Origin of the sequence: Bacillus sp. AY18-3, from assembly GCF_008042305.1 — a bacterium.
Classification (GTDB): domain Bacteria; phylum Bacillota; class Bacilli; order Bacillales; family Bacillaceae_G; genus Bacillus_A; species Bacillus_A wiedmannii.
The window spans coordinates 43,483-66,846 of record NZ_QKQR01000015.1 but is presented as its reverse complement, the minus strand read 5'-3'; the positions used below and the strand labels follow the sequence as shown (position 1 = coordinate 66,846).

Sequence of the window (23,364 nt, the reverse complement as noted above, 5' to 3'; positions counted from 1 at the left end):
CTATACAAATCGCTATTTTCTTTTATTATATACTAAATTTTATCATCTTTTGCGGGAATTTAAATAAAAAACTGTCGAAAAAGATGATAATACGTTTACATTTTGTGCTATTTTGTCATATATTTAAGTATCCTGCATAATTACGATATTCACTTTTTTAAAATTGATAATTCAGAAAAATTTCACTTCACAGTAAATTCAACAAGACAAAAATAAAATCCTGCTCCTAAGAGCAAGATTCTATAGTTTTATAACATGATGTTTTCCGTCCCAAGAAAACGATTTTTCCATTACACGATCAACGAAATCCAAACCAAACTGATTTAAATAGTAACATACATTCCACACACGCTCTTGCGGCGCCCCTAATGGACGAAGTGCAAATTGTATACGACGGAATTTATTTAGCTGTACTTCATGTTTTTTCTCAACATTTCTTTTCAACATTCTTTCCAACAGTTCAATTTGTTCATTAATTTTGAATTCATTTTTCCCTGCAAACGCACTTAATCCAGGATCTATTTTCTTCACAAACTGTTGTAATGACGTATGGATATCAATTATTTCTTTTTTCGCCTCTACAAATCGATCATCTATCGGTTCCTCTATTTGATTAGATAACCAGTTTTCACGCAACTTATCTACGTTATTTAAAAAAGGATCACTGTCTTGCAATTGCAAATCGTATAAATCTGTCGCTATATCCCTCTCTACATAAGTGATTGTAATACGCGGAACGACAGGCGGCATTTGGAAACCAATCGTATGGAAAACTTGTTGCAATTCACTCCAGTAAGCTAATTCCCCTGGTCCTCCAATAAACGCGAGCGTAGGAAATAGATACTCTTGCATAAGAGGGCGCGTTACAACATTATTACTAAAGCGTTCCGGACTTCTTTCCATCTCTTCCATCAATTCCTCATATGAAAAGGAATACGCTCCATCCTTCCCTACAAACTTCCCTTGATCGTCTTCAAGTAATACTCGCTCATTATCAATTTCCATGAATATATGTACTGCATTATACTTTGTTTCAATAATCGGTTTATATCCTAATTCTTTAATTATTTCCTGTTGGTTATGAAGCCCCTCTTGCACTTCTTTATACTTACCTATAATTTGCTTAAAAAACGGCACTTCTAATTTTCTTAATTCAGGATGATGCGAATCAACAAGAATTAAACCAGAATTAACGAACATTTTCATAATAAGATGGGCAAAGAAATCTACATACGTATTCGATTCCCCCAAAGAATCATCAATAAATTGCAGTACATCCTTTGTAAAATTCGTTTCAGGGTATGTTTTGAAAATTTCTTCAATCCACTTTCTACAGTCTTCCAAAGAAAGCTCGGACTCTGAAGCACTCGCCACTTTCGGATTACGGTCATGAAAAATAGTCTTTTTTATTTTTTTATTCTTCGTTACAAAAGTATGATTAATTTCATCCATATCATGGTCTTCACCAGCAATCCAGAAAACAGGAACGACTTTAACACCTAAACTTTCTTCCTTTTCCCTCGCAAGCTGTAAAACTGAAATAATTTTATGAATTGTATAAAGTGGTCCAGTTAATAACCCAGCTTGTTGTCCAGCTATAACAACATATGTATTTTCATCTCCAAGCGCTTTTACATTTTGAATCGTAGCTTCTCCCGCTTGTAATTTTGTATTATATTCTAATAAATGCGCTACTAAACCTTGGCGGAAAAACTCCCTCTCACGCAAATCATGTACACGCTGTTTAAAAGCATCTTCTGTTAACATATAGTCAAAACACGACTGTATCTCTTTTTTACCGTTCATATAGTCCGCTACAACACCTTGTTGCGGAACAGAGATTTCTTTTATCTCCATATAATTCTTCCTTTCGTATCCTGTTCTCTCACCAATCCACATTGTAGTCAATGTTGCACGTAAAAGCAAAGAATTACACTTATTCTTTTACTTCTAATCCTTTTATTGCATCGAACAAAAATTGGAGTGTCGGAACAGATCGTTGCTGTTTCTTAGCTTCTTCTAATACATATCCAACAATCGCACCGATTTCCGTTTGTCTATTTGCTCTTACATCTGCCAGCATAGATGATGTATTACGAGACGTTCTTTCACATACGTGACGTACCATTTTCCATACCATTTCTTTTTCTTCTTTAACAAGAAAAACGACTTCCTGAAAAACTTGCTCCATCAATCGATAAAAAAACGGGTTCGTAATCAACTCTCCGTTCTGGACTTGTAATAATGCTGTCAATGGATTGATACATACATTAACTACTAATTTTTTGTGCATGACATCCTTCCAATCATCTTCTATTTGAATCGGAAAATGAGGAAATGGAAAGCAATTAAATATTTTTTCAAAATGTATAGACTGGCCGTGCACGATTCCAAACTTCGTTACACCTATCCCCGTATGATAAACGATATGTCTTTCTTCTTTTTTTGCACCATGCTCTACAATCCCAACCGCAATATTTTCATTCCTTATTTGCTGCATAGCATGAAGGTGCGACATTCCGTTTTGCAAAAAGATTAATGAGGATTTCCCTCGCACAAAAGGTAGTATGTCAGTTATATGATATTGCTTAACAGCAATAAATATATAGTCTAGCTTCTGGTCTAGCATACTTTCTATTGGTAAAGCAGGTGGGAATACGGTTTCACGTTTTTCCTCCCTCATACAAGTTACACCCGTTCTATTCAATTCCTCAGCCTGTTTAGCTGTCCTTGTAAACAACGTAACATCTTGATTACTTTTTTGTAAATAAAATGCATATAACAGACCGATAGCTCCTGGTCCCACAACTCCGATTTTCATTTTCACACAAGGAACTCATATAAATACGTTACACAAGTCCCTTTTCCCTCCCCCTTTTTATCCCGCAAACGCCTGATTGGTGCGGAATCATAATTAACTAAAGGTGAACAAATCCCACTGATTACAGTTTCACTTTACCTTTCTCAATTCCATGAACATAGTTTACAATTTCATTACTCTTTAACAAACAAATGCAACCTCTACTTTCAATATGTATATACTACCTATTAATATGTTTCTACTCTTAGTTTAGCAAATCCTCAAAAAAATAATAAAAGAAATATACTATCTTCTTCATAAAAATAAAAAAATGAGTTATAATATTATTGTAAATATTTTTACTTTTCTGCATTCAACGAGACAAGAAAAGGATGTGATGTTATGGGATTCCCAAAAGTTGAGCGCTTGCTCATCAATTATAAAACATTAGACGAATTTAAAAAATTTAAAGGTTGCGGAGCTCAAGAACTATCCATGTTAGAAGAATTACAGGCAAACATTATTGAAAACGATAGTGAATCTCCATTTTACGGTATTTATTATGGCGGATCACTAATTGCACGTATGAGTCTATATATGAAAAGGAACGGCGGAGAACCATTCGAAATTACAGGTACTTACCTAGAACTCTATAAACTTGAAGTGTTACCAACTTTCCAAAAACAAGGATTCGGAGAAATGCTTGTAAATTATGCGAAGGGGCTACAGTTCCCAATTAAAACGATCGCACGTATCCATTCAGCTGGTTTTTGGGATAAATTAAATTTCCAGCCTGTATCAGTACCTGATGGTGATTTTTATGTTTGGAACCCAGAAACAAATTTGAATACGGTTACAAACGAAGAGTCTGCATAAGAAATAAAAAAACAGCTACATAGCAGCTGTTTTTTTATTTCTTTAACTTTTCTAATTTCCCATTCGAACGAGCGCTATTTCTTTCCGCTACCATTACACTTCTTTTTTGATCGATATAATCAAGCAATGTTCTATACTCTTCCTCATATACTGATAATCGCTCCAAAAGACTCTCTCTCTCTGTTTGTAACGATTCAATTTGCTGTTGCAACACCATTAAAGAGTTTTCATCTTTATAATTTTGCAAGAAATCAATAACATCATTCAATGTAATTGACGTAGGCTCTACTACCTTTGTCTCTTTTACTTCATAATTTTCTACTTTACGTAGTTGCTTCGCTTCTTCAATACGTTCTTTGTATTGCTTTCTAACGTAAGAATTCCATCTAAAGCCACATGCTGCTGGTGTACGAGATAAATGTCTTCCCACTTCTTTAAAGGCAGATAATTGCGTTCCACCTTCTCGAATATGCCGGAGTACTACTTCTGCCAGAAGCAAATCTTCATCATCAGTCCAAGCATCTTGTCTTGTTGTCGCCATCTCTCTAGTCCTCCCTATGCATTTTTTATTAAGCATATGCAGTTACTAGAAAAGATAGAATACAACAAATAAAGAATAAGACAAAAAAAATAAACGCAGAAGATATCTTCTACGTTTATTTCCCCGCAATTACTTGCTGATTACTTCTTTACCTTTGTAAGTACCGCATGCTTTACATACACGGTGAGCTAATTTCGCTTCACCACAGCTTGGGCACTCTACCATACCAGGTACTGATAATTTGAAATGCGTACGACGCTTTCTTTTTACTGTTTTAGAAGTTCTTCTAAAAGGTACAGCCATTCTTCCCACCTCCTTAAAAGAAATAGTTATTTTCATATGAAGGCCTAAACCAGTCTTCCGATTATTTGTCAAAAAACTTTGCAAGTCCTGCTAATCGTGGATCAACAGTCTTTTCTTTGTTTTCTTCCGAAATCACTTGCCAGTCTTGACCTTGCATCGGTGCTCCACCAGAAACATCATCACTGAAAATTTGCATTGGAATCTCCAAAAGTATATTTTCCTTGATTACGGGCAGTAAGTCAAGTACTTCTCCTTCTAAACAATGAATTTCAGCTTCAGTTTCAAATTCTTCTTGTGAAGTTTGGAACACCTCAGTTGTTTTAATGTCAAATGGTAATGTCACATCTACTAAAGAGCGAGAACATGGTAAAACCATGCTTCCAGTTATATGTAGATGGAACGTAAACTTACCGGAGCCAAAATCAACTCTTCCTGTTACATGAGCAGGATTAATTTCACGAATATCTTTCTCGACCTCTTGTAGCTCACTTACATCTACCATCTCATCCAATGTCAATCCTTTATTTCTCAATTTATTCAATTGATGGATGGACCATTTCATATCATATCACCTCAAGGCAACAAACAAAATTATAGCTAGCCATTTTATATTTGTCAATGTTTTTTCTTTACACTATAATGAAGTCATCATAGTAAATAATATATAGAGTATCACGTTTTTGAAAAAGATGCTACATCGAAAGGAGAGATTACCATAAAAGCCAGTGGTATTGTTGTTGAATATAACCCTTTTCATAACGGTCATGATTATCATGTGCAACAAACAAAAAAGTTAACACACGCCGATATTACAATCGCTGTTATGAGTGGCCCTTTTTTACAGCGTGGTGAGCCAGCACTCATATCCAAATGGTATCGTACCAAAATGGCCTTATCATGCGGTGTAGACCTTGTTGTAGAGCTTCCATACGCCTTCTCAACACAAAAGGCTGAAACCTTTGCAAATGGCGCTATTTCTATTTTAAACGCCCTGCGTGTTTCTGAAATTTGTTTCGGTAGTGAAGATGGGCAGATTGAAAATTTTCATAACACCATCTCTGTGCAAAAAAATGAAGAAGATACTTTTAATCGTCTTGTAAAGCAATTTATGAATGCAGGTAACAGTTACGCAAAAGCTACATCTGAAGCCTTCCTACACATTTTACCATCCGAAAAAAACATAGACATGTCACAACCGAATAACATATTAGGATTCCAATACATGAAATCAATTTTCTTACAAAATAGTTCTATGCAAGCACAAACGATAAAAAGATTCGCATCTCATTATCATGATGAAACATTTAGCGACCAACATATTGCAAGCGCAACTAGTATTCGTAAAAAACTTTTTAGCGAAAATAGTTCTTTTACAGAAATTGAGCCTTTTATCCCAAAAGCGACTGCTTCTCTTTTAGCAAGTTACAAACAAAACTACGGGATATTACATAATTGGGAACAATACTTTTCATTTTTCAAATACAAACTCATGACGATGTCTCCAGAAGACTTACGACATATATATGAAATAGAAGAAGGTTTAGAGCATCGTATTTTATCAAAAATACAAAACAGTTCCTCCTTCCATTCATTCATGGAAGCATTAAAAACGAAGCGTTATACATGGACTAGATTACAAAGAGCTTGTACACACATTTTAACAAATACAACAAAAGAAGAAATACATAGCGCAAATATAGAGCAGCATGCACCGTACATTCGTCTACTAGGCATGTCACAAAAAGGACAAACTTACCTTTCAAAAAACAAGAAAAAAATAGAACTTCCCATCCTTACCCATACAAAAACATTTGACCATCCTACTTTACATATAGAGCGAAAAGCCAATTCTGTATATTTCTCCATCATGCAAGAACCATTACGAACACAACTACTAAAACAAGATGCAACACACCATCCAATTCGTTATGATGAAACAACTGCAAAATTTCTATAAAAAACCTCTCTTTTTCAGAGAGGTTTATTTTTTCTCGCCCATTTTTTCCAAATACAGCAATGCATCATCCAGCGTATCAACTGGTACAACTTTCATTTTTGTTTTAATATCTTTCGCAGCCTCAAGCGCATCTTTATAATTCGATTTCTCCGCACCTTTTTCATTTGGCGCAAAGAACACTTCAGCACCAGCATCACTTGCAGCAACCACTTTTTGCTGAATACCACCAATCGGGCCAATTTCTCCCTTTTCATTTATCGTCCCTGTTCCAGCTATTTCATGCCCTCTTGTTAAATCATCTTCCACAAGTTGATTATATATTTCTAATGTAAACATTAGGCCTGCCGATGGTCCGCCTATTTCATGAGAATCAATTTTCACTTTCGGATCTACCATTAATTCTCTTTCAGTAACGATAGAAACCCCTATACCAACACGCCCATTTCCATTCGGAATGGTCTTTACATTTAAATTTTCTTTTAACTGTTTTCCATTTCTCTTGTACTCAATATTTACTGCTTCCCCTTCTTTTTTCCCTGTCATATATTCAATAAATTGCTCCGTCTTTTCAAATGTTTTTCCGTCGACAGCTATGATGACATCTCCAAGCTTAAGCTTTCCTTCTGACGGCATCCCTTTCGCTACTCCTGCAACCAATACACCTTTATTTTCAAAAGAAACAGTACGGTTTGCACGTTTATACGCATTATAGATTGCTGCATTTTGCGAATCTTTCATCGCATAATTTTGGCGAAATTGATATTCTTCATCACTCTCACCTTTTTGCAATATTTCTTCCGCTTTCGAAATATGTGTATATTTATTAAACTGTGCCGCTATTAAATTCACCACATTTGCTGGTCCCATTGAAACCGTAACAAGCATAAAATCACCGGATTCTTTCGTTCCACCCTCAACTTGAACGTAAGGCTCTAATTTGGCCGCCATTCCTGGTTTTGTTACATAATACGGTAAACGTACGTAAACAAGTAACATCGCCAATATAACCCCTATTAAAATTGCATATATAAACCGAAAACGCTTAAACATTATGTTTCTCCTTCCACTGCTCAATTAATAAATAAATATTTGCAACATGTTTTTCCGCCTCTACTTCTCCAACTCGAATAATGTCTTCAATGTTTGTAAAAGCACGTGAACTAAATTGTTCTACAGCTGGTCGCATCATTAAATCCGATGCAATTTGTCGATTCATCACCAGCTCATGTTGCATAATTTCAATACTCTGCATAATTACATCATAAATAGACGTAACCTCTCCATTCACTTTAATCGGCGATACATCAACAGCAATAACAATATCGGCACCTAACTCTTTCACAACCGATACTGGAATGCGATCAATTACTCCGCCATCCACCAATAATCGTCCATCTATCTTTTCTGGTACAAACACTCCAGGTACAGATATGCTAGCTCTCACAGCCTCTGCAACAGGACCACTTGTAAAAACTACTTTTTCCCCCTTCAAGATGTCAGTAGCCACAACAGCCGTCGGGATATCTAACTCTTCTAAATTTTTATTATATGTAAACATTTTAATCATATCTTTGACACGTTTTCCAGCAATAAATCCCATTTTCGGAACTGTAAAATCTAAATAATATTTCCTCTTAAAAACATTTGCCAGTTTATACAACCTTTCAACGTTTGAGCTAGCTGCATAAAACGTACCTACTAAAGCCCCCATACTACTTCCTGCAATCATATGAATTGGTATACCATTTTCTCTTAAAACTTTTATAACACCAATATGCGCAAACCCTTTTGCGCCCCCAGATCCAAGAGCTAAACCAATTTTCGGTTCTTTCATTTTTCTCACCCTTTAATTTTTTTCATTCCTTTTTCATACTTATGGTCTAAATGCACTACGTATCCACGTATACTGAAATGAACGTTTTTTGGGACAAAGGGGGATTTACTTACATGTATGAAAAATGGAAAACGGCTTTTCTTACCATATCAACACTGTTTTTAACCTTTTCTCTTGTACTTCACCCCCAAGCTGCTTTGCAAGCTTCCATTCGAGGGTTAAATATATGGTGGGAAGTTGTATTCCCTTCACTTTTACCGTTTTTCATCATTGCGGAACTTCTAATTAGTATTGGTGTTGTAAAATTTATAGGTGTTATATTAGAACCACTCATGCGACCACTTTTTCGCGTTCCAGGGATAGGCGGATTTGTTTGGGCAATGGGAATGGCTTCAGGATTCCCTGCTGGCGCCAAATTAAGCGCTAGACTACGTAAAAGTAATCAGCTAACACAAATCGAAGCAGAACGCCTCGTATCTTTTACAAACTCATCTAATCCACTTTTTATTTTTGGAGCTGTTTCTATCGGTTTTTTCAATAATCCGAAATTAGGAATCGTATTAGCTGCTGCACATTATTCAAGTAACTTTGCCGTCGGGTTATTGATGCGTTTTTACGGCAATAACAATATTTCCACGAAGGATCAACATCCTACTAAAAAACGTCCTTTTCAAAACCCTTTTTCAGTCCTACACGAGACGCGCATGCAAGAAAAAAGACCATTAGGAAAATTACTTGGGGACGCTATCGTTTCTTCTATTCAAACGTTACTTATGATTGGTGGATTTATTATTTTATTCTCTGTTTTAAATAAAATGATTACTGTATTTCATATTACAGCAGCACTTTCTTTTATTATGCAACATATTTTATCATTCTTCCAACTAACTACAGAATTTAGTATTCCAATCTTATCAGGCATTTTTGAAATGACACTCGGTAGCCAAATGATTAGTCAAATAAATGAAACACCCCTCCTGCAGCAAGCTATGGTAACAAGCTTTATTTTAGCGTTTAGCGGCCTTTCTATTCAGGCACAAGTTGCTAGCATATTAGCTGAAACAGACATCCGATTTAAGCCCTATTTTTTCGCACGAATTATCCAAAGTATTCTGGCTCCTATTTTTACTTTTATATTTTGGAAACCATTTTATGAAAAAGTAAGCTCTTTTTCACCTATACAAAAAGATATCCCCGTATTTTTATCGAATCATTCTTCTATACTGCAAGAAATTTGGACATCTTTTGTACACTATGGACCGATCTTTACTTTATTTTGTTTATATGTATATGTTATCTTATTATTTTTTCGTAGCAACAAAGAAAAACCCCGTTCACTTTAACGGGGTTTGAAACTTTTCTTTTAAAGCACGTTCTACAACAGGAGGTACAAGATCTACTACGCTTCCTCCATATCTCGCAACTTCTTTTACAATGCTCGAGCTTAAAAATGAATATTGGTTATTTGTCATAATAAAAAAGGTTTCAATATTTTCATCTAATTTTCGATTCATAGAAGTAATTTGCATCTCATATTCAAAATCAGAAACCGCTCGTAACCCACGCAAAATCGCGTTTGCATTACGCATTTTCGCATACTCCACTAGTAGTCCACTATGTGAATCTACTTTTACATTCGGGATATCCTTTGTTGCTTCTCGAATTAAATCTAAGCGCTCTTCAACTGAAAAGAACGGTTTTTTTGACGAGTTGTTTAAAACTACTACGTATACCTCATCAAATACTTTTGCTCCCCTTTTAATAATATCCAGATGCCCAAGGGTAATTGGATCAAAACTTCCCGAAGAAATAGCTATACTAGTCATTCCGTCCCCTCACCTTCATACTTATAAATCGATATTGCTGTAATCCCATAATTTTCAGCTCTTACTTTTACAAGACTCCCTATAGAATCAGGTAAAACCACATCATTACCATGCTCTGACATAATTAATCCATCTCTATGTAGCAATCCATGTTGATCCATCACACTAATTAAAGATACAATTTTTTGATCTTTATATGGAGGATCAATTAATATAAGATCGAATGATATTTCACGTTTTATAAGAGCCTTTACCGCACGTTCTGCATCATTTCGATATACTTCAGCTTGTTCCTGTATTCGACAACTTTCTAAATTTTGATGGATTACTTTTATCGCTTTATTATCTCGATCAACAAAAATTGCTTTATCAATCCCTCTACTTATAGCCTCGATTCCAAGACCACCACTACCGCCAAATAAATCAAGAGCGATACCACCATCAAAATAAGGACCTATCATATTAAAGATTGATTCTTTTACTTTATCTGTCGTTGGACGTGTTGTATTACCTGGCACCGCTTTTAGTGGATGCCCTTTACATTTTCCTGAAACTACTCTCATCTGTTGTCACTACCTTTATTTCAATCTATCGAGCAATTATAGAAAACCTTTCTCCATTCGGTAACCGCTACCAAACTATACTATTCCATGAAATTTTCCATTCATTTCTCAACGAACAATAGGAGAACTTTGGCTTAAAATAACCGCTCTGCATTTTTATGTATTCATCCCACCATGCGCTAACACGAACCCATTATGTATATTCGTTTCACTTTATCTTTTTTATCCTATCATAAAATAAAAAAAAGAAAAATAAAAAGCCAAACATAAAATTTAATTTCATGATGTATATCTTCATTTAGATTGGACATAAATAATTATAACAACATCACCTTCGATGTTGTTGCCAACCGCGGAGAAGACTTACGTTTCCCCATAAGTTCTTCCTCCGGTTTCTCCTCTCCCTTTGCCTTCTTACTAGTACATGCTAGTATAAGAAGGGCCCTGCTTTGCAGGGTTTTTTTTCTTTGTCTACTTTTCATTTAAAAAGTGAGATGGTACAGTAAGTAAAAGAAAGAGGAGGAAAAAATATGATTCAACGCTTTATAGAACTCGGAGAAGGCTACTCTGATTTATATGAATTACTTGAAATTGCCAAAGCAAATCAAGAACGTATAACACATATGTTACAATTTGAAACGATTAAAAATGAAAAAAAAGTGTGCTCACTTGTTGTAATATTAAAACCAACTACTACTGGTGATTTCCAACCATTATACATATGTCGTGAAGGCATTCCTGTACTTGAAAATAAAAAAAGTAAACGCGTCATTTTATTTGAAGAAACGGCAGAACAACTAGGAAGAAAAGTGACTACCTTTACGGTAAAACCATCCACAACTTTCCCAGAAAAAGAACTGTTTTTCAATCATTTAATTGGTATTTTACGAATGAATAATTTCATTCCTCCAATGAAATAAAGTGTTATTTCAAGTAAAAAAATCCCCTACTAAAATTAGCAGGGGATTTTTTCTATTAACTATAATCGTATTCTTTTGCCCGATCAGGACGTGAATTTTCAAATTCCGTTTTTAAATACGGGCGGTACGACTGTTCTATCTTCTTCACAAAAGGAAGTTTGTTCAACTTTTGCATCATATGCTCAATTTGTTCCATATCACAATATACTACTGCGTATTTTAAGCGTTTTGATATGTAATGTATGTTACCATATTTCCTTAAAATCTTGGCATGTTTCAATGAATGTAAATAAACAATCATACTTTGTCGTTGCCCGAACATAATCTTCTCCATCTTCTCCTTTTAAAAACATATATTTTATATTTTATGAAAACCAATCAGAAATTTATGACATTACAGGACAAACTCTGTATACGTTTTCTTCTATCTTCTAAAAAACGGGGTAATTTACCCCGTTTTACAGCCACAACCTCCGCCGGTACCACAACCGCCACCACAGCCACCAGCATCAAAAAATGGATTTCCTGTTGGAACTTTGATGGAAGAAGATACCTCAGAACCGATTGCTACACTAACTTCATCTAACAACTTTTGCAAAGCTGTTTCTACTCTTTTAAAAGCTGCAACCTTATCATGTAAGTCTACAGAACGCTTTAACTCCCTCATTTTCGTCGAAACGAAAGTATAATCAGGATGGTATTTACCGAAACGTTGCACTTCTTCATATCGTTCTTTCATCGCTGTAAATTGCTGAATTAACGTCTGAACTTCCATATCTTCATGCAATTCTTTATAACACTTACGATAGTCTTCTGCTATATCTGAACAGATAATCGCTTTTGCAAGCTGCTCTGCCTTATCTAATATCAATACGCTTTCCAGCGTCGCTACAATCATGAGAGACACCTCCGAGTATTCATCATACCACATTTAGAATAGAACTACTAATTGAAGTGTCTCACTAAACAGAAAGATATCACTCTAACTATTTTCCGTATAATCCCAGCACATACTTATACATTAATATGTTCCGCAATATTATATTTCAGAACATCCCATTTCCCACTATTTTCTTTCACATAACTAATACATGCATTTTTTAATGGTGTCTTAAACGAAATATCTTCCGGTGCAATTGCATGTAAAATTGCTTTTATCGCATGTGAATGAGCTACAATGATAATACGTTTGCCAGAATGGGTTTCTGCAACATCTTTTATAGCAGCAAAGCAACGGGTTACAATCTCTTCATCTTGCTCCATACCTTCTACTTTACCTTCTGCAATTAGCTCCCTAACAGTCGCAACCGGCTTCCCAGAAGCTTCACCAAAATTACGTTCAACAAATCGCTCATCTAATAAAATCGATTGCAATCCTGCAGCCCCTGCAATTTCCTTAGCTGTTTCGTGCGCTCTAATTAATGGGCTACTTATAATTACATCCCATGCTTCCGCTTGCAAAGCAACTGCACTTTGACTTGCTTGCTTCTTTCCCACTTCATTAAGTGGAATATCTTCACGTCCCTGAATAATCTCTTGAAAATTCCAATCAGTTTGTCCATGTCGTACTAAACAAATTTCCGTCATGCTCATGCTGCAACTCCTTTTTAAATAATCCGCTTCTATTGTATCAAAAGTTCTGCATGACGGACATAGTTTTCCCTTCCAATTATGTTGTATTTTGCTGCTTCATATACTGAAACATATCGATCATAATGGAGGCAACTGCCAATTGGTTTTGAAATTTCTCAACTTTATCTGGTATCGTTTTTTTGAAATGCTGCATAGCCGCTAACTCAAATGCCTCTTTTTCTTCAGGGTTTCGCGTTAGTTTTCTATACCAGTACGGTTGCTCCCTAATATAGCGAGATAAATCCTCATCAGCCTTTATAAACTCCATAATTTCTGCTCTCATCCGCTTTCCCCCTAATCCTTCTGAAAGAAAAATGGATTATTTTCGGAAGTACTTTCTTCTTGCCGCGCGGGCTTCCCTTGAAATTGTTGAAAAACTTGTTGCACACTACCAATAGCACTCGTCACATTAGCTAAATGGTGTTGCATCTGTTCCACATCTAGCTTTTTAAAGAAAGAAAGCATTTGTCCCATCACATCAGCAGTTTTTTCCTCTTCAGTTCGATTATCTTTTTCTTTTTCTTTTTCTTGTTTATTTTCTTTTACCGAAGAAAAAGCTGGCGCTCCATCAGGCCTAAAAGTTGCCCATATCGGATCTTCTTCACCAAGTAAGTACCATTCTTCATAAAACTGTTGCCAAGTTTTGTGACCACTTCTAACCTCATGAACCATTTTAGGGTGATGGTTTACAAACTCTTTAAACTGTTGAACCGATGGATGTAACGGTCCTTTTGTTGTTGGCATAATCCTCACCTCTTCATGTATATCTACTATATAGTAAGAAAAAAAAAGGCACATGGTTCGCCTATTTTTAGACGATTCATGCACCTTTTTATCCTGCTATTTGCATACGGTAAGATTCCGACCTACACTTCAGTGAATACGAAGTACTTAAACGTGAGGTTTCCCCTACACAACTTAAAATTTCACTTTATTTTCGAATAAAGTTTTGTGTATAAAACTTATCGTATACCCCAACACCTAATCCTGTAAATTGTTCATTTAATACATTCTTTCTATGCCCTTCACTATTTAACCAACCTTGCACCGCCGCAATTCCATCACTATGTTGCGCCGCTATGTTCTCACCAGCAAGTTGAAACCCTACTTTCCCGCGCTGTAAACGATCTCCTAACGTACCTAGTGTAGGTGAATCGTGTGAAAAGTAATTATTATCCTTCATATCTTTACTATGCCCTATAGCCACCTCTGCTGTTTGTTGATCCCAAGCTAACAGCGGTAACTTATGGCGACTTCGAATAATATTTGTTAAATCAAAAATTTGTTGCATATTCCCATTCTCTATTTGTTTCATTTTATCTGGAGTCAATGGTTGTTCAGCTAGTAATTCACCCGAATAAACAAGCTGATACGGTCTTTGGCGTAATAACGTTTCATCATCCATATAACGAACACCAACAAGCTCATGTGTAAAATGATCAAAATATAATTGTGCCCAGCCATCTTCTACAGGTATTAATGGTTGTTCCATCACTTCCGTGTCAGATAACTCAAATTGATAACTATTTTTCCCTCTTTTTAACGAAATCTCATGCGAGAGTGGATTCTTTTTATACACTTCTTCATACTTTTCATTTATATAATAAGGCGGCACCTTAACCTGCTCACCAGCAACATACGCCGTTACAACTTTTCGTTCTGCAACTCCAAATTGAACATACTTAGTTAAATCTTGATTATATACCCACCATTCATATCCGTAAGCAGATGGCTCTATTCGAGATGGTTCGCCCCATTTTGCTAATAAATTTTCAGAGTCCCCACCAATCATATTTAAAACAGTATCGGAAGAGTCTTCATTTACTTGTTTTTTCTTTTTCACAATTTTATTTTCTTGCTTTGATTGAGATGGGGTTAATATATATTGTGAAACGAGTAATTTCCCGTATAAATCAACAGCTAAAATTAAAAATGTAATCATTACGATACGCAATAATTTCTTCAATCGATATACCTCCTGCACAAAACATAAAATTGAGATATACACAAATCCTTTTCTTTCCTTTTTTGTGTGTACCGTACTCTTTTCACTATATCATATTTTCGCAAAAAAAGTCTGGATTCTACCTTTTCTCTCAATATGAATTGCACTTTCTTATTATTCATACTATTATAAAAATAATGATGTAACATGAAAAGAGGAGGTATTATATGCAATTTACAAATACGAAATTTAATGGGGCAGTCGTTGATTTAACACTATTAACAGAGATTATGGAAAAGAACCATTTTGTACTTGCTGGACAGTGGGATTATGAACGAGTTACATACGATTATAAATTTGAAATATTAAATGATATTTATTATTTGCGCGTACAAGGTTTGGCTGTTGAAGGTGATGTTGGTAGCAGACACGCTGAAATAAAGCTACTTCCTCCCTTATTAGGAAAACATTATTATCCTCACGGCGTTGAATATGGTGATGGTGAAACTTTCCCAACGAATGTACTTCAAAAAAGCGAACAACTCCTACAAAATATCGAAAAAGAGTTAAAAGAGTTCCAAATCATTGAGTAAATAGAAAAAGCGCATCATATTGATGCGCTTTTTCTATTTATCTTACTTAAGAATGAATCGTCTTTTTGACTGGATACCCATAAATAGTTCCATCCTTTACTTTAATCTCATCTTCCCAAGGAACCTTATATTTACCTTCAGCTAAATCTTTTACAAACGTATACGGGTTTTCTTTCACCCCTCCAGGAGTCGCTACATATCCCCTTGAACCTAAATTATATATATTATTTTCGAGACCCCATCCTAATCTAGCCTGATCTGCTAGCTCTGGATATACTTCGGCAGTAACAATCTCCCAAGGATTTCGGTGTCCCTGCACTAAAGTAGTCCCATCAAAATTACAAACTTGTCCTTCACCAAAGTAATAAAATACCCCATCATAACCCGCTAAGTTCACTGACAATGTATACATTAAGTTTTGCCATGCATTCGAACGATTAGTTAACATCCATTGTTCACTAACTTGTGTGCTATATCCAGAAATACGAATCAAGACATTTGCACCTTTATAAGCTGCTTCACGAGCTACTTCAGGAAACATACCATCATGACAAATACAAACAGCTAATTTACTTCCTCCAGGTCCATCACAAACAGGTAAGCCTAAATCTCCAGCTTTCCAAGGTTCGACTGGCACCCAAGGATTTAGCTTACGATACTTCAAAATCATTTCACCTTGTGGATCAATAATTATTGCTGTATTATACGGTTCTCCACCATCAGGGTTTCTTTCCATTATAGAAAAAACACCATATACCTCAGACTCTTTACATGCCTCAGCAAACAAGTCTGTTTCTGGCCCAGGAACTGTACATAAAAACTCTTCTGTAGTCCATTTTTTTGTATTAAGCCCTTGTGTACTATATTCTGGAAATACTATCAATTCCAATCCAGGATACCCTGATTTAGTTGAATGAATTGTTTTTATGATCTGTTTAATTTGTTTATCAATGTCTGCACGTGACTCTACTACCGGTACTGGATATTGTATTAATGCTGTTAAAAAACCACTAATTGGCTTTACCATACTTCCACTACTACCCATTTAAATTCCCCCTTAAAATAGTTCTTGTTTATTAAAGATAACAATATAAATTTGTAACTCTCTAAAAAACTTGCACTACACATGGAATCATTACGTATTAAAGCTAGTAGTAAATCTTATATCCACTTTTAGTACATGCCTACACTAACTTAACATGAATAAATTGAAAATTCAATCTTTTTATAGTTTACTAAAACTAAAAAAGTGTATGGAAACCCATACACTTTTTTACTTAGTCTGTAAATATGGCGGTAATTGTTGCAACTGCTCTTTATCTTTTTCACGCTCTCTACGTGCCCACCTAAAAAATACATAACCAATAATCGTACCGTACACTATTTCCTGGACAATTTTCATAATGATGCCACCTGTTTGTTGATCTTGTACGACTGGCATCCAGTGTAAAAATTCTGGTCCAGTTATATTTAAATCCGATAAAGTTCCCGCTGGTACACATAGTTCCATCGCCTTCATCCAAGCAGCCGGATCCGTATACGTTGCAAATAATGGCGCCGTCGCAAAAATGATTAACGCGCAAGCTGGCGTTAATAATATACCGTTAGCAAACATATAACCCAGTTTCTTTATATCACTTAACGTTTGATATTCTGGTAATGGATTTAGCATCGGCCACCACATCATGATTGCCGTAAAGAACAATATAGCGAGACAAATAGGATGAGCAATTTGACTTTGTTTTACTGTATCAAAAACAACTGGTAAATGATAAAAAGAAAACAGGCCATTAAATACAAACAATGCAATAAGTGGCTTAGCAAATATCTTCAATATAATTTGAACGAACTTAAAAGAAGTAATATAACGATATAACCAAACTGGTATACCAAGCAACAATAACGGTGGAACTGCAATATACATAACTGCCATTTCAAACATATGTGCACTAAATATAATATGACCGATTAAATCAATAGGCCCTCCCTTTACAAAATACAAAAGAACAATCCCGGTCGTAAAATAAAAAACTTGCTTCTTACTTACCTTTTTCGCATGTTCAAATCGCATTCTATATGGCCCAATAATTAAAAAGTACCCGATAAGGATCGAAAGCATAAATAGTAAAAAGATTGGACTCCATAGAGCTTGAAAACCAAATATCCACAAGTTACTCATTGTCACACCTACCTTCTTAAGGTTATCCTTTCACATAACATGAAGAGGGAGCTGTGACGACACAAGCTCCCTTATTCTTCACTTTTCAAATCCACACAATTGTCATAAAAGCTAAAATTGTAATTAACCCGATCAACAGACCAGAATAAAGAAAGAAACTTGCCGCTTCATGTCCTTTATGACTCATATGCATAAAATAATACAATTGAAAAATTACTTGTACCACTGCTAATAGTAAAATAAATGGTACTGAGAAAGTCGGACTAAAAGTTTTCGGATATGCGACTGCTGCAAATGCAACTAATGTTAAAAAAATCATTAATGCAAATGTAATAACTTGATGCTTCATTTCCTCCGCACTTTTTCTCTTCCGATAAACAAGATCAACTTTAGGATTATTCATTTGCTTTATCGCCATTGTTTATCCCACCATTCCCATCAAATATACTACAGTGAAAATAAACACCCAAACTACGTCAATAAAGTGCCAATAAATCGATGCAACATAAAACTTCGGTGCATTGTATAAATTTAGACCTCTCTTCGCATTTCTAAAGATTAATGTTAAAATCCAACATAATCCAAACAATACGTGGAGACCATGTGTACCAACAAGAGCATAAAACGCGGAACCAAATGCACTACTTCTCATAGTATGCTTAAATTCATGCGTATAATGATAAAACTCATATATCTCAAATGCTAAAAACCCTAAACCTAGCAACACTGTTACTAATAGCCAAAGTTGCATTTTCTTAAAGTTAAAGTTTTTCATATGATACATCGCATATACGCTCGTTAAGCTACTCGTTAATAAAAGCATCGTCATAATGAAAACGAGTGGCATTTGGAACATCTCTTGAGATGTTGGTCCACCATTTGTAGAATTCTTTAACGCTAAATATGTGCCAAACAAGGAAGCGAACAATACTGTTTCGCCTCCAAGAAATAACCAAAAACCGACGAACTTATTTTTTCCCTCAAGGGTTGCTTTTTCAGGCTCTGCTGGAAATGTTTCATTCGTTAATTTTTCATCTACATGCATTATGCCTTGCCCCCCTTATCTTCTAAATCTTCCTTATGAATATGATATCCATGATCATCGATTACTGAACGTAGGAACATTGTACCAAATGTAATGATTAAACCGATAATTGCTACTAATAACCAAAACTTATCTTTTCCACCCTGCATATACATTGCACCGAATGCCGCTATAAACAATCCTAAAGAAATGATAAATGGTGAAAACGATGGATTTGGCATATGAATATCACCAATTGGTTCCGCCGCTGTCATCTCTTTATTCCCTTCACGTTTTTCAATCCAAAACGGATCTAACCCGCGAACAAATGGTAATTGTTTAAAGTTATATTCTGGTGTTGGTGCTGGCATTGTCCATTCTAATGTACGTGCATCCCATGGATCACGACCAGCCTTTTCTTTTGAAACTGTCGTTTTAATTACATTGAATAGAAGAACAATCGTTCCAAGAGCCATAAATACCGCTCCAATAGAACTAATCATATTCCCCATTTCCAACCCTTGGCCTTCAAGATATGTGTAGTAACGTCGTGGCATACCAATTAAACCAAGGAAATGCTGTATGAAGAACGTTAAATGGAAACCGATAAAGAATAGCCAAAATGTTATCTTTCCTAACGTTTCATTCAATACTTTATTAAACATCAGTGGCCAATAATAATGAGCTCCTGCAAGTAAACCAAATACAACACCGCCGACAATTACATAATGAAAGTGAGCTACTACGAAATAGTTATCATGAAATTGATAATCCGCTGGTGCAGATGCTAGCATAACACCTGTAACTCCACCCATTACGAATGATGGAATGAAAGCTACTGCCCACATCATCGGTGTCGTAAAACGAATACTTCCTCCCCACATCGTAAAGAGCCAGTTGAATATTTTAATACCGGTCGGTACTGCAATCGCCATTGTTGCAACTGAGAAAATAGCATTTGCAACTGGACCAAGTCCAACAGTAAACATATGATGCGCCCATACCATAAATCCTAAGAATCCAATTAATACTGTCGCGAACACCATCGACGAATAACCAAATAATCGTTTTTTCGAAAATGTCGCGAAGATTTCTGAGAATATTCCGAAAGCTGGGAGTATAAGAATGTATACTTCTGGATGACCGAAAATCCAGAATAAATGCTCCCATATAATCGTATTCCCGCCCAATGCTGGATTAAAGAAACTTGTTCCAAATAAACGATCTAACATTAAAAGTCCTAATCCTACAGTTAACGGCGGAAAAGCGAATAATATTAGAGAAGATGTTACAAATGTCGTCCATGTAAACATCGGCATACGCATATACGTCATTCCTGGCGCACGCATATTAATAATGGTTACAAGGAAGTTAATACCTCCAATTAATGTACCAATACCGGAGATTTGCAAGCCGAGTACATAAAAATCAACACCATGGCCTTTAGAGGCTAAAGCTAAAGATGCATAAGATGTCCAGCCTGCATCAGGTGCTCCACCTAAAAACCAACTTAAATTTAAAAATACTCCACCAAAGAAAAACAACCAAAATCCGAGTGAATTCAAAAACGGGAACGCTACATCACGTGCACCAATTTGAAGTGGTACAGCGGCGTTCATAAATGCAAACACGAGTGGCATAGCTGCGAGGAAAATCATTGTTGTACCGTGCATCGTTAATACTTGATTATAAGCATCCCCAACAAGAAAAGCGTTGTTAGGAATCGCTAATTGAAGGCGAATAAATAGAGCTTCTATTCCGCCTATTATAAAAAACAATCCACCTGCAATTAAATAGAGAATGGCAATCTTTTTATGGTCTACTGTCGTTAAATAATCCCATATGACAGCACCCATCCCCTGTTTTTTTGCTACAGAACTCACGTTTTCAACCTCCCCTTCGCGAATAATCCCTCTTTACTTTTCAACTTTTAACGTTTGTAAGTATGCATTTAATGCATCAATTTGATCATCCGTTAAGTTGCCATATTTACCAGTCATTTTATTTCCTGGTTTCATATTTTCAGGATCTTTCAGCCATTTTTTTAAGTTTTCTTCATTGTTTTCGGCAATACCGGCAACCATATCGCGATCCGCAAAGTTTGCTAAGTTTGGTGCGATACGAGCGGAAGGTGGTCTACTATCATTAGATCCAACTGCGTGACAACCAATACAGCTTTTATTAAATATTTCTTGGCCCTCTTGCGCCTTTGTTGAAGCTACTTCTTTCTTCCCATCAATCTTCTTCATATCAGCAAGCCACTTTTTGTACTCGCTTTCATCTAAAGCTTTCACTTTGAATTGCATTAAAGAATGTGATGGGCCGCAAAATTCTGTACAAAAACCATTATAAGTGCCCGATTTATCTGCCTTTAACCACATTTTGTTCACATTGTCTGTATTTGTATCCATTTTCCCAGCTAAAGATGGAACCCAAAACGAATGTTTAATATCGGCACCCTTCAAATTCAAATACACTTTCTTACCTGTGGGGATGACTAAATCTTGAGAAGTTACTATTTTTTCTGATTTATAAGAAAATTCCCACCAATAAAGATTCGCTGTTACATCAACAACGATAGTATCTTTATCAATATTCTTTTTCTCCATCGCACTTACATCAGCAAGTTTGAATGTATATGTAACCGTCGGAACAGCTAAGATTAACAAAAGAATAATCGGAATAACTGTCCAAATAATTTCTAGTTTGTGATTCCCTTCAACTTGCTCTGGAATATAATCTTCCTGACCTTTCTTTTGTCGGAAACGCACAATTACATATAAGAAAATAATAGTAACTACTAGTACTACTCCTACCATAATCGCAGTTGCTAGTAAGAGCAAATCATATTGCATTTTTGCTACTTCTCCTTGCGGAATTAAAGTAGATTGAAAGGCTTTACCGCATCCCCCTAACAGTAAAGCCAGCAGTGAAACGAACGAAAGCAGTCGCCACTGTTTCTTCATACAAACAACCCCCACTTTCCTTGTGAATTAGATTGTACTTTATAGTTAAGTAAAGTAAATCTCAACGTAAAGAAATCCAATTATGTCGTTGTCTTAGAAGAATGTAACTACAATCATTGATACAAATAAGATTGTTAAATAATTTAGGGAATAAACAAACATTTGTACGGACCATTTGATGTCATCTTGCTTACGGAAGCCATAAAATCCTAAAACGATCCATCCGATGTTTAACAATGTTGCAATTACCATAAATGTTATCCCTAGTCCACTCATATAAAATGGTAGTGGTAATAAACATACTGTCCAAATCATAATTTGGCGTTTCGTAATTTCAAATCCATGAACTACAGGAAGCATTGGAATTCCTGCATTTCGATATTCATCAACACGTTTCATCGCTAATGCGAGGAAATGTGGGATTTGCCAAATAAACATAATTAAAAATAACATCCAAGCAATTGGATGGCCTAAAGATGGATCGATTGCTGCCCATCCAATTAAAGGTGGAACTGCTCCAGATATACTACCTACAACAGTATTTAGTGTATACTTTCTCTTTGTCCATAACGTATATAAGACAACATATGTGAAAGCACCAATAAACCCCATTAATACTGCCATTGGTGTTGTTAATAATAAAAATACAAATCCAAGAAGTAATATAACTAGTCCAAATGTAAGTGCAAATCCCGGTTTATACTTCCCAGTAACTGTTGGACGGGTTTTTGTTCTTTCCATTAACGGGTCGATGTCTCGATCAATGTAGTTATTTAAACAACATACCCCTGCCATAATTAATCCAGAACCAACGATTGTAAAGAATAACTTATCCAGATTGTCCATCACACTTAATCCATTAAAATGTAATGCCAACCAAAATCCTGTAAATACAGTAAGTGTATTTGAGTTTACAATCCCCATTTTAACGAGCGCTGATAAATCTTGTAGCCGAGTTGTTTCCGGTACACTTGTAACAGCTGACTCATCATGCAGCTCACTTGTTGCATGGCTCATCACTTTAACCCCCTCTTAAAACTTTCATCTTTCTTTTTGCGCCTATTTCGAATGAAATATTCCGCTTCTATATAGCAATATTATTACAGTAGAAATATTGTTAATCCATTCTACTACTAATCTACGCCCATACTCCAATATATTAAATCATATTTCCCGAACATTTTGTGAAGAAAACATGAACTTTTTGTGTCGAATATAAAAACTTAATTCTTACTTGTCCTTATCATAACATGATGTTACCTTCTATAATAAACTTTTTTGTCATATTTAACACGTATTCTCCCCATATCTTTTCAAAATAGCCTGTTTTTCACCTAAAAATCCCCTTATATATCCTATTTCCACACCCATTTTCTCTCCCCTGTCTGCCCCCGCCATTTCTTTG

General features: G+C 35.6%; 27 protein-coding genes. 5 read left to right on the top strand and 22 right to left on the bottom strand.

What is annotated here, in order from left to right; all coding sequences use genetic code 11:
• Positions 1 to 240 precede the first annotated feature (240 nt).
• Both bshC and panE read right to left on the bottom strand, forming a co-directional pair.
• Positions 241 to 1,857, bottom strand: a complete 1,617-nt coding sequence (gene bshC, locus DM800_RS14790) for a bacillithiol biosynthesis cysteine-adding enzyme BshC (protein ID WP_147787106.1) — start codon at positions 1,855 to 1,857, stop codon at positions 241 to 243.
• Between the two features lie 79 nt (positions 1,858 to 1,936).
• Positions 1,937 to 2,827 (bottom strand): 2-dehydropantoate 2-reductase, encoded by an 891-nt coding sequence (gene panE, locus DM800_RS14785; protein WP_147787105.1) that lies wholly within the window; start codon positions 2,825 to 2,827, stop codon positions 1,937 to 1,939.
• A 375-nt stretch (positions 2,828 to 3,202) separates the two neighbouring features.
• On the opposite strand from panE, the gene DM800_RS14780 reads away from it, so the two are divergent.
• Positions 3,203 to 3,676: an N-acetyltransferase gene (locus tag DM800_RS14780; RefSeq protein ID WP_000506704.1), complete on the top strand. Its 474-nt coding sequence runs from the start codon at positions 3,203 to 3,205 to the stop codon at positions 3,674 to 3,676.
• A gap of 34 nt (positions 3,677 to 3,710) precedes the next feature.
• Here the strand turns inward: DM800_RS14780 and DM800_RS14775 are convergent, their stop codons facing one another.
• The 3 genes from DM800_RS14775 to DM800_RS14765 all read right to left on the bottom strand — a co-directional run bounded on the left by DM800_RS14775 (position 3,711) and on the right by DM800_RS14765 (position 5,082).
• Positions 3,711 to 4,217, bottom strand: coding sequence for an RsfA family transcriptional regulator (locus tag DM800_RS14775; protein ID WP_000246481.1), 507 nt, complete (start codon positions 4,215 to 4,217; stop codon positions 3,711 to 3,713).
• A gap of 129 nt (positions 4,218 to 4,346) precedes the next feature.
• Entirely contained in the window at positions 4,347 to 4,520 is a 174-nt protein-coding gene (rpmF, locus tag DM800_RS14770; protein ID WP_001984764.1) for a 50S ribosomal protein L32, read from the bottom strand.
• A gap of 61 nt (positions 4,521 to 4,581) precedes the next feature.
• Positions 4,582 to 5,082, bottom strand: coding sequence for a YceD family protein (locus DM800_RS14765; RefSeq protein WP_000872150.1), 501 nt, complete (start codon positions 5,080 to 5,082; stop codon positions 4,582 to 4,584).
• A gap of 153 nt (positions 5,083 to 5,235) precedes the next feature.
• Between DM800_RS14765 and DM800_RS14760 the strand changes: the two genes are divergently transcribed.
• Complete coding sequence (locus DM800_RS14760; protein WP_165775555.1) at positions 5,236 to 6,477, top strand: nucleotidyltransferase; 1,242 nt, start codon at positions 5,236 to 5,238, stop codon at positions 6,475 to 6,477.
• Between the two features lie 24 nt (positions 6,478 to 6,501).
• Here the strand turns inward: DM800_RS14760 and DM800_RS14755 are convergent, their stop codons facing one another.
• Positions 6,502 to 7,527, bottom strand: a complete 1,026-nt coding sequence (locus tag DM800_RS14755) for a SepM family pheromone-processing serine protease (protein WP_000476311.1) — start codon at positions 7,525 to 7,527, stop codon at positions 6,502 to 6,504.
• The gene (locus DM800_RS14750) at positions 7,520 to 8,311 is read right to left on the bottom strand and encodes a patatin-like phospholipase family protein (RefSeq protein ID WP_000662602.1); all 792 of its coding nucleotides are present in this window, start codon (positions 8,309 to 8,311) and stop codon (positions 7,520 to 7,522) included. The genes DM800_RS14755 and DM800_RS14750 overlap by 8 nt, the downstream gene beginning before the upstream one ends.
• A 113-nt stretch (positions 8,312 to 8,424) precedes the next feature.
• Here DM800_RS14750 and ylbJ point away from each other — a divergent pair, with 113 nt between their 5' ends.
• Complete coding sequence (ylbJ, locus tag DM800_RS14745) at positions 8,425 to 9,654, top strand: sporulation integral membrane protein YlbJ (protein ID WP_147787104.1); 1,230 nt, start codon at positions 8,425 to 8,427, stop codon at positions 9,652 to 9,654.
• On the opposite strand, the gene coaD is transcribed toward ylbJ, so the two are convergent.
• Positions 9,646 to 10,137 carry a pantetheine-phosphate adenylyltransferase gene (coaD, locus tag DM800_RS14740; protein WP_000200598.1) on the bottom strand — a complete coding sequence of 164 codons (492 nt, stop codon included), beginning with the start codon at positions 10,135 to 10,137 and terminating at the stop codon, positions 9,646 to 9,648. The two genes, ylbJ and coaD, sit on opposite strands and share 9 nt — an antisense overlap.
• The gene (gene rsmD / locus DM800_RS14735; RefSeq protein ID WP_001266975.1) at positions 10,134 to 10,700 is read right to left on the bottom strand and encodes a 16S rRNA (guanine(966)-N(2))-methyltransferase RsmD; all 567 of its coding nucleotides are present in this window, start codon (positions 10,698 to 10,700) and stop codon (positions 10,134 to 10,136) included. Before rsmD ends, coaD begins: the two co-directional genes overlap by 4 nt.
• Positions 10,701 to 11,230: 530 nt before the next feature.
• Between rsmD and DM800_RS14730 the strand changes: the two genes are divergently transcribed.
• On the top strand, positions 11,231 to 11,620 hold the full coding sequence (locus DM800_RS14730) for a DUF7147 family protein (RefSeq protein WP_000616012.1): 390 nt from the start codon (positions 11,231 to 11,233) through the stop codon (positions 11,618 to 11,620).
• A 55-nt stretch (positions 11,621 to 11,675) separates the two neighbouring features.
• Here DM800_RS14730 and DM800_RS14725 read toward each other — a convergent pair whose 3' ends face one another.
• The 6 genes from DM800_RS14725 to DM800_RS14700 form a co-directional block, all read right to left on the bottom strand.
• Entirely contained in the window at positions 11,676 to 11,942 is a 267-nt protein-coding gene (locus DM800_RS14725; protein WP_002080814.1) for a YlbG family protein, read from the bottom strand.
• Between the two features lie 126 nt (positions 11,943 to 12,068).
• Positions 12,069 to 12,518 carry a YlbF/YmcA family competence regulator gene (locus DM800_RS14720; RefSeq protein ID WP_000634355.1) on the bottom strand — a complete coding sequence of 150 codons (450 nt, stop codon included), beginning with the start codon at positions 12,516 to 12,518 and terminating at the stop codon, positions 12,069 to 12,071.
• Between the two features lie 116 nt (positions 12,519 to 12,634).
• A complete protein-coding gene (locus DM800_RS14715; protein ID WP_033657734.1) occupies positions 12,635 to 13,207 on the bottom strand; it encodes a histidine phosphatase family protein in 573 nt (190 codons plus the stop codon).
• Between the two features lie 82 nt (positions 13,208 to 13,289).
• Positions 13,290 to 13,535: a YlbE-like family protein gene (locus DM800_RS14710; protein ID WP_001200991.1), complete on the bottom strand. Its 246-nt coding sequence runs from the start codon at positions 13,533 to 13,535 to the stop codon at positions 13,290 to 13,292.
• An 11-nt stretch (positions 13,536 to 13,546) separates the two neighbouring features.
• On the bottom strand, positions 13,547 to 13,996 hold the full coding sequence (gene ylbD / locus DM800_RS14705; RefSeq protein ID WP_001143337.1) for a YlbD family protein: 450 nt from the start codon (positions 13,994 to 13,996) through the stop codon (positions 13,547 to 13,549).
• 187 nt (positions 13,997 to 14,183) lie between these two features.
• Positions 14,184 to 15,218, bottom strand: a complete 1,035-nt coding sequence (locus DM800_RS14700; protein WP_000735384.1) for a CAP domain-containing protein — start codon at positions 15,216 to 15,218, stop codon at positions 14,184 to 14,186.
• 206 nt (positions 15,219 to 15,424) lie between these two features.
• On the opposite strand from DM800_RS14700, the gene DM800_RS14695 reads away from it, so the two are divergent.
• The gene (locus DM800_RS14695) at positions 15,425 to 15,790 is read left to right on the top strand and encodes a YugN family protein (protein WP_001160938.1); all 366 of its coding nucleotides are present in this window, start codon (positions 15,425 to 15,427) and stop codon (positions 15,788 to 15,790) included.
• 46 nt (positions 15,791 to 15,836) lie between these two features.
• Here the strand turns inward: DM800_RS14695 and DM800_RS14690 are convergent, their stop codons facing one another.
• The 7 genes from DM800_RS14690 to ctaB form a co-directional block, all read right to left on the bottom strand.
• A complete protein-coding gene (locus DM800_RS14690) occupies positions 15,837 to 16,835 on the bottom strand; it encodes a formamidase (RefSeq protein WP_000535797.1) in 999 nt (332 codons plus the stop codon).
• A 228-nt stretch (positions 16,836 to 17,063) separates the two neighbouring features.
• Positions 17,064 to 17,969, bottom strand: a complete 906-nt coding sequence (gene ctaG / locus DM800_RS14685) for a cytochrome c oxidase assembly factor CtaG (RefSeq protein ID WP_000069010.1) — start codon at positions 17,967 to 17,969, stop codon at positions 17,064 to 17,066.
• A gap of 85 nt (positions 17,970 to 18,054) precedes the next feature.
• Positions 18,055 to 18,387: a cytochrome c oxidase subunit IVB gene (ctaF, locus tag DM800_RS14680; RefSeq protein ID WP_000985692.1), complete on the bottom strand. Its 333-nt coding sequence runs from the start codon at positions 18,385 to 18,387 to the stop codon at positions 18,055 to 18,057.
• Positions 18,388 to 18,390: 3 nt separating this feature from the next.
• Positions 18,391 to 19,014, bottom strand: a complete 624-nt coding sequence (gene ctaE / locus DM800_RS14675; RefSeq protein ID WP_000557858.1) for a cytochrome c oxidase subunit III — start codon at positions 19,012 to 19,014, stop codon at positions 18,391 to 18,393.
• The gene (gene ctaD, locus DM800_RS14670) at positions 19,014 to 20,849 is read right to left on the bottom strand and encodes a cytochrome c oxidase subunit I (RefSeq protein WP_170956742.1); all 1,836 of its coding nucleotides are present in this window, start codon (positions 20,847 to 20,849) and stop codon (positions 19,014 to 19,016) included. Before ctaD ends, ctaE begins: the two co-directional genes overlap by 1 nt.
• A gap of 60 nt (positions 20,850 to 20,909) precedes the next feature.
• Positions 20,910 to 21,959 (bottom strand): cytochrome c oxidase subunit II, encoded by a 1,050-nt coding sequence (gene coxB, locus DM800_RS14665; protein WP_000745278.1) that lies wholly within the window; start codon positions 21,957 to 21,959, stop codon positions 20,910 to 20,912.
• Positions 21,960 to 22,052: 93 nt separating this feature from the next.
• Entirely contained in the window at positions 22,053 to 22,976 is a 924-nt protein-coding gene (ctaB, locus tag DM800_RS14660) for a protoheme IX farnesyltransferase (protein WP_000017546.1), read from the bottom strand.
• Between the last annotated feature and the right edge of the window lie 388 nt (positions 22,977 to 23,364).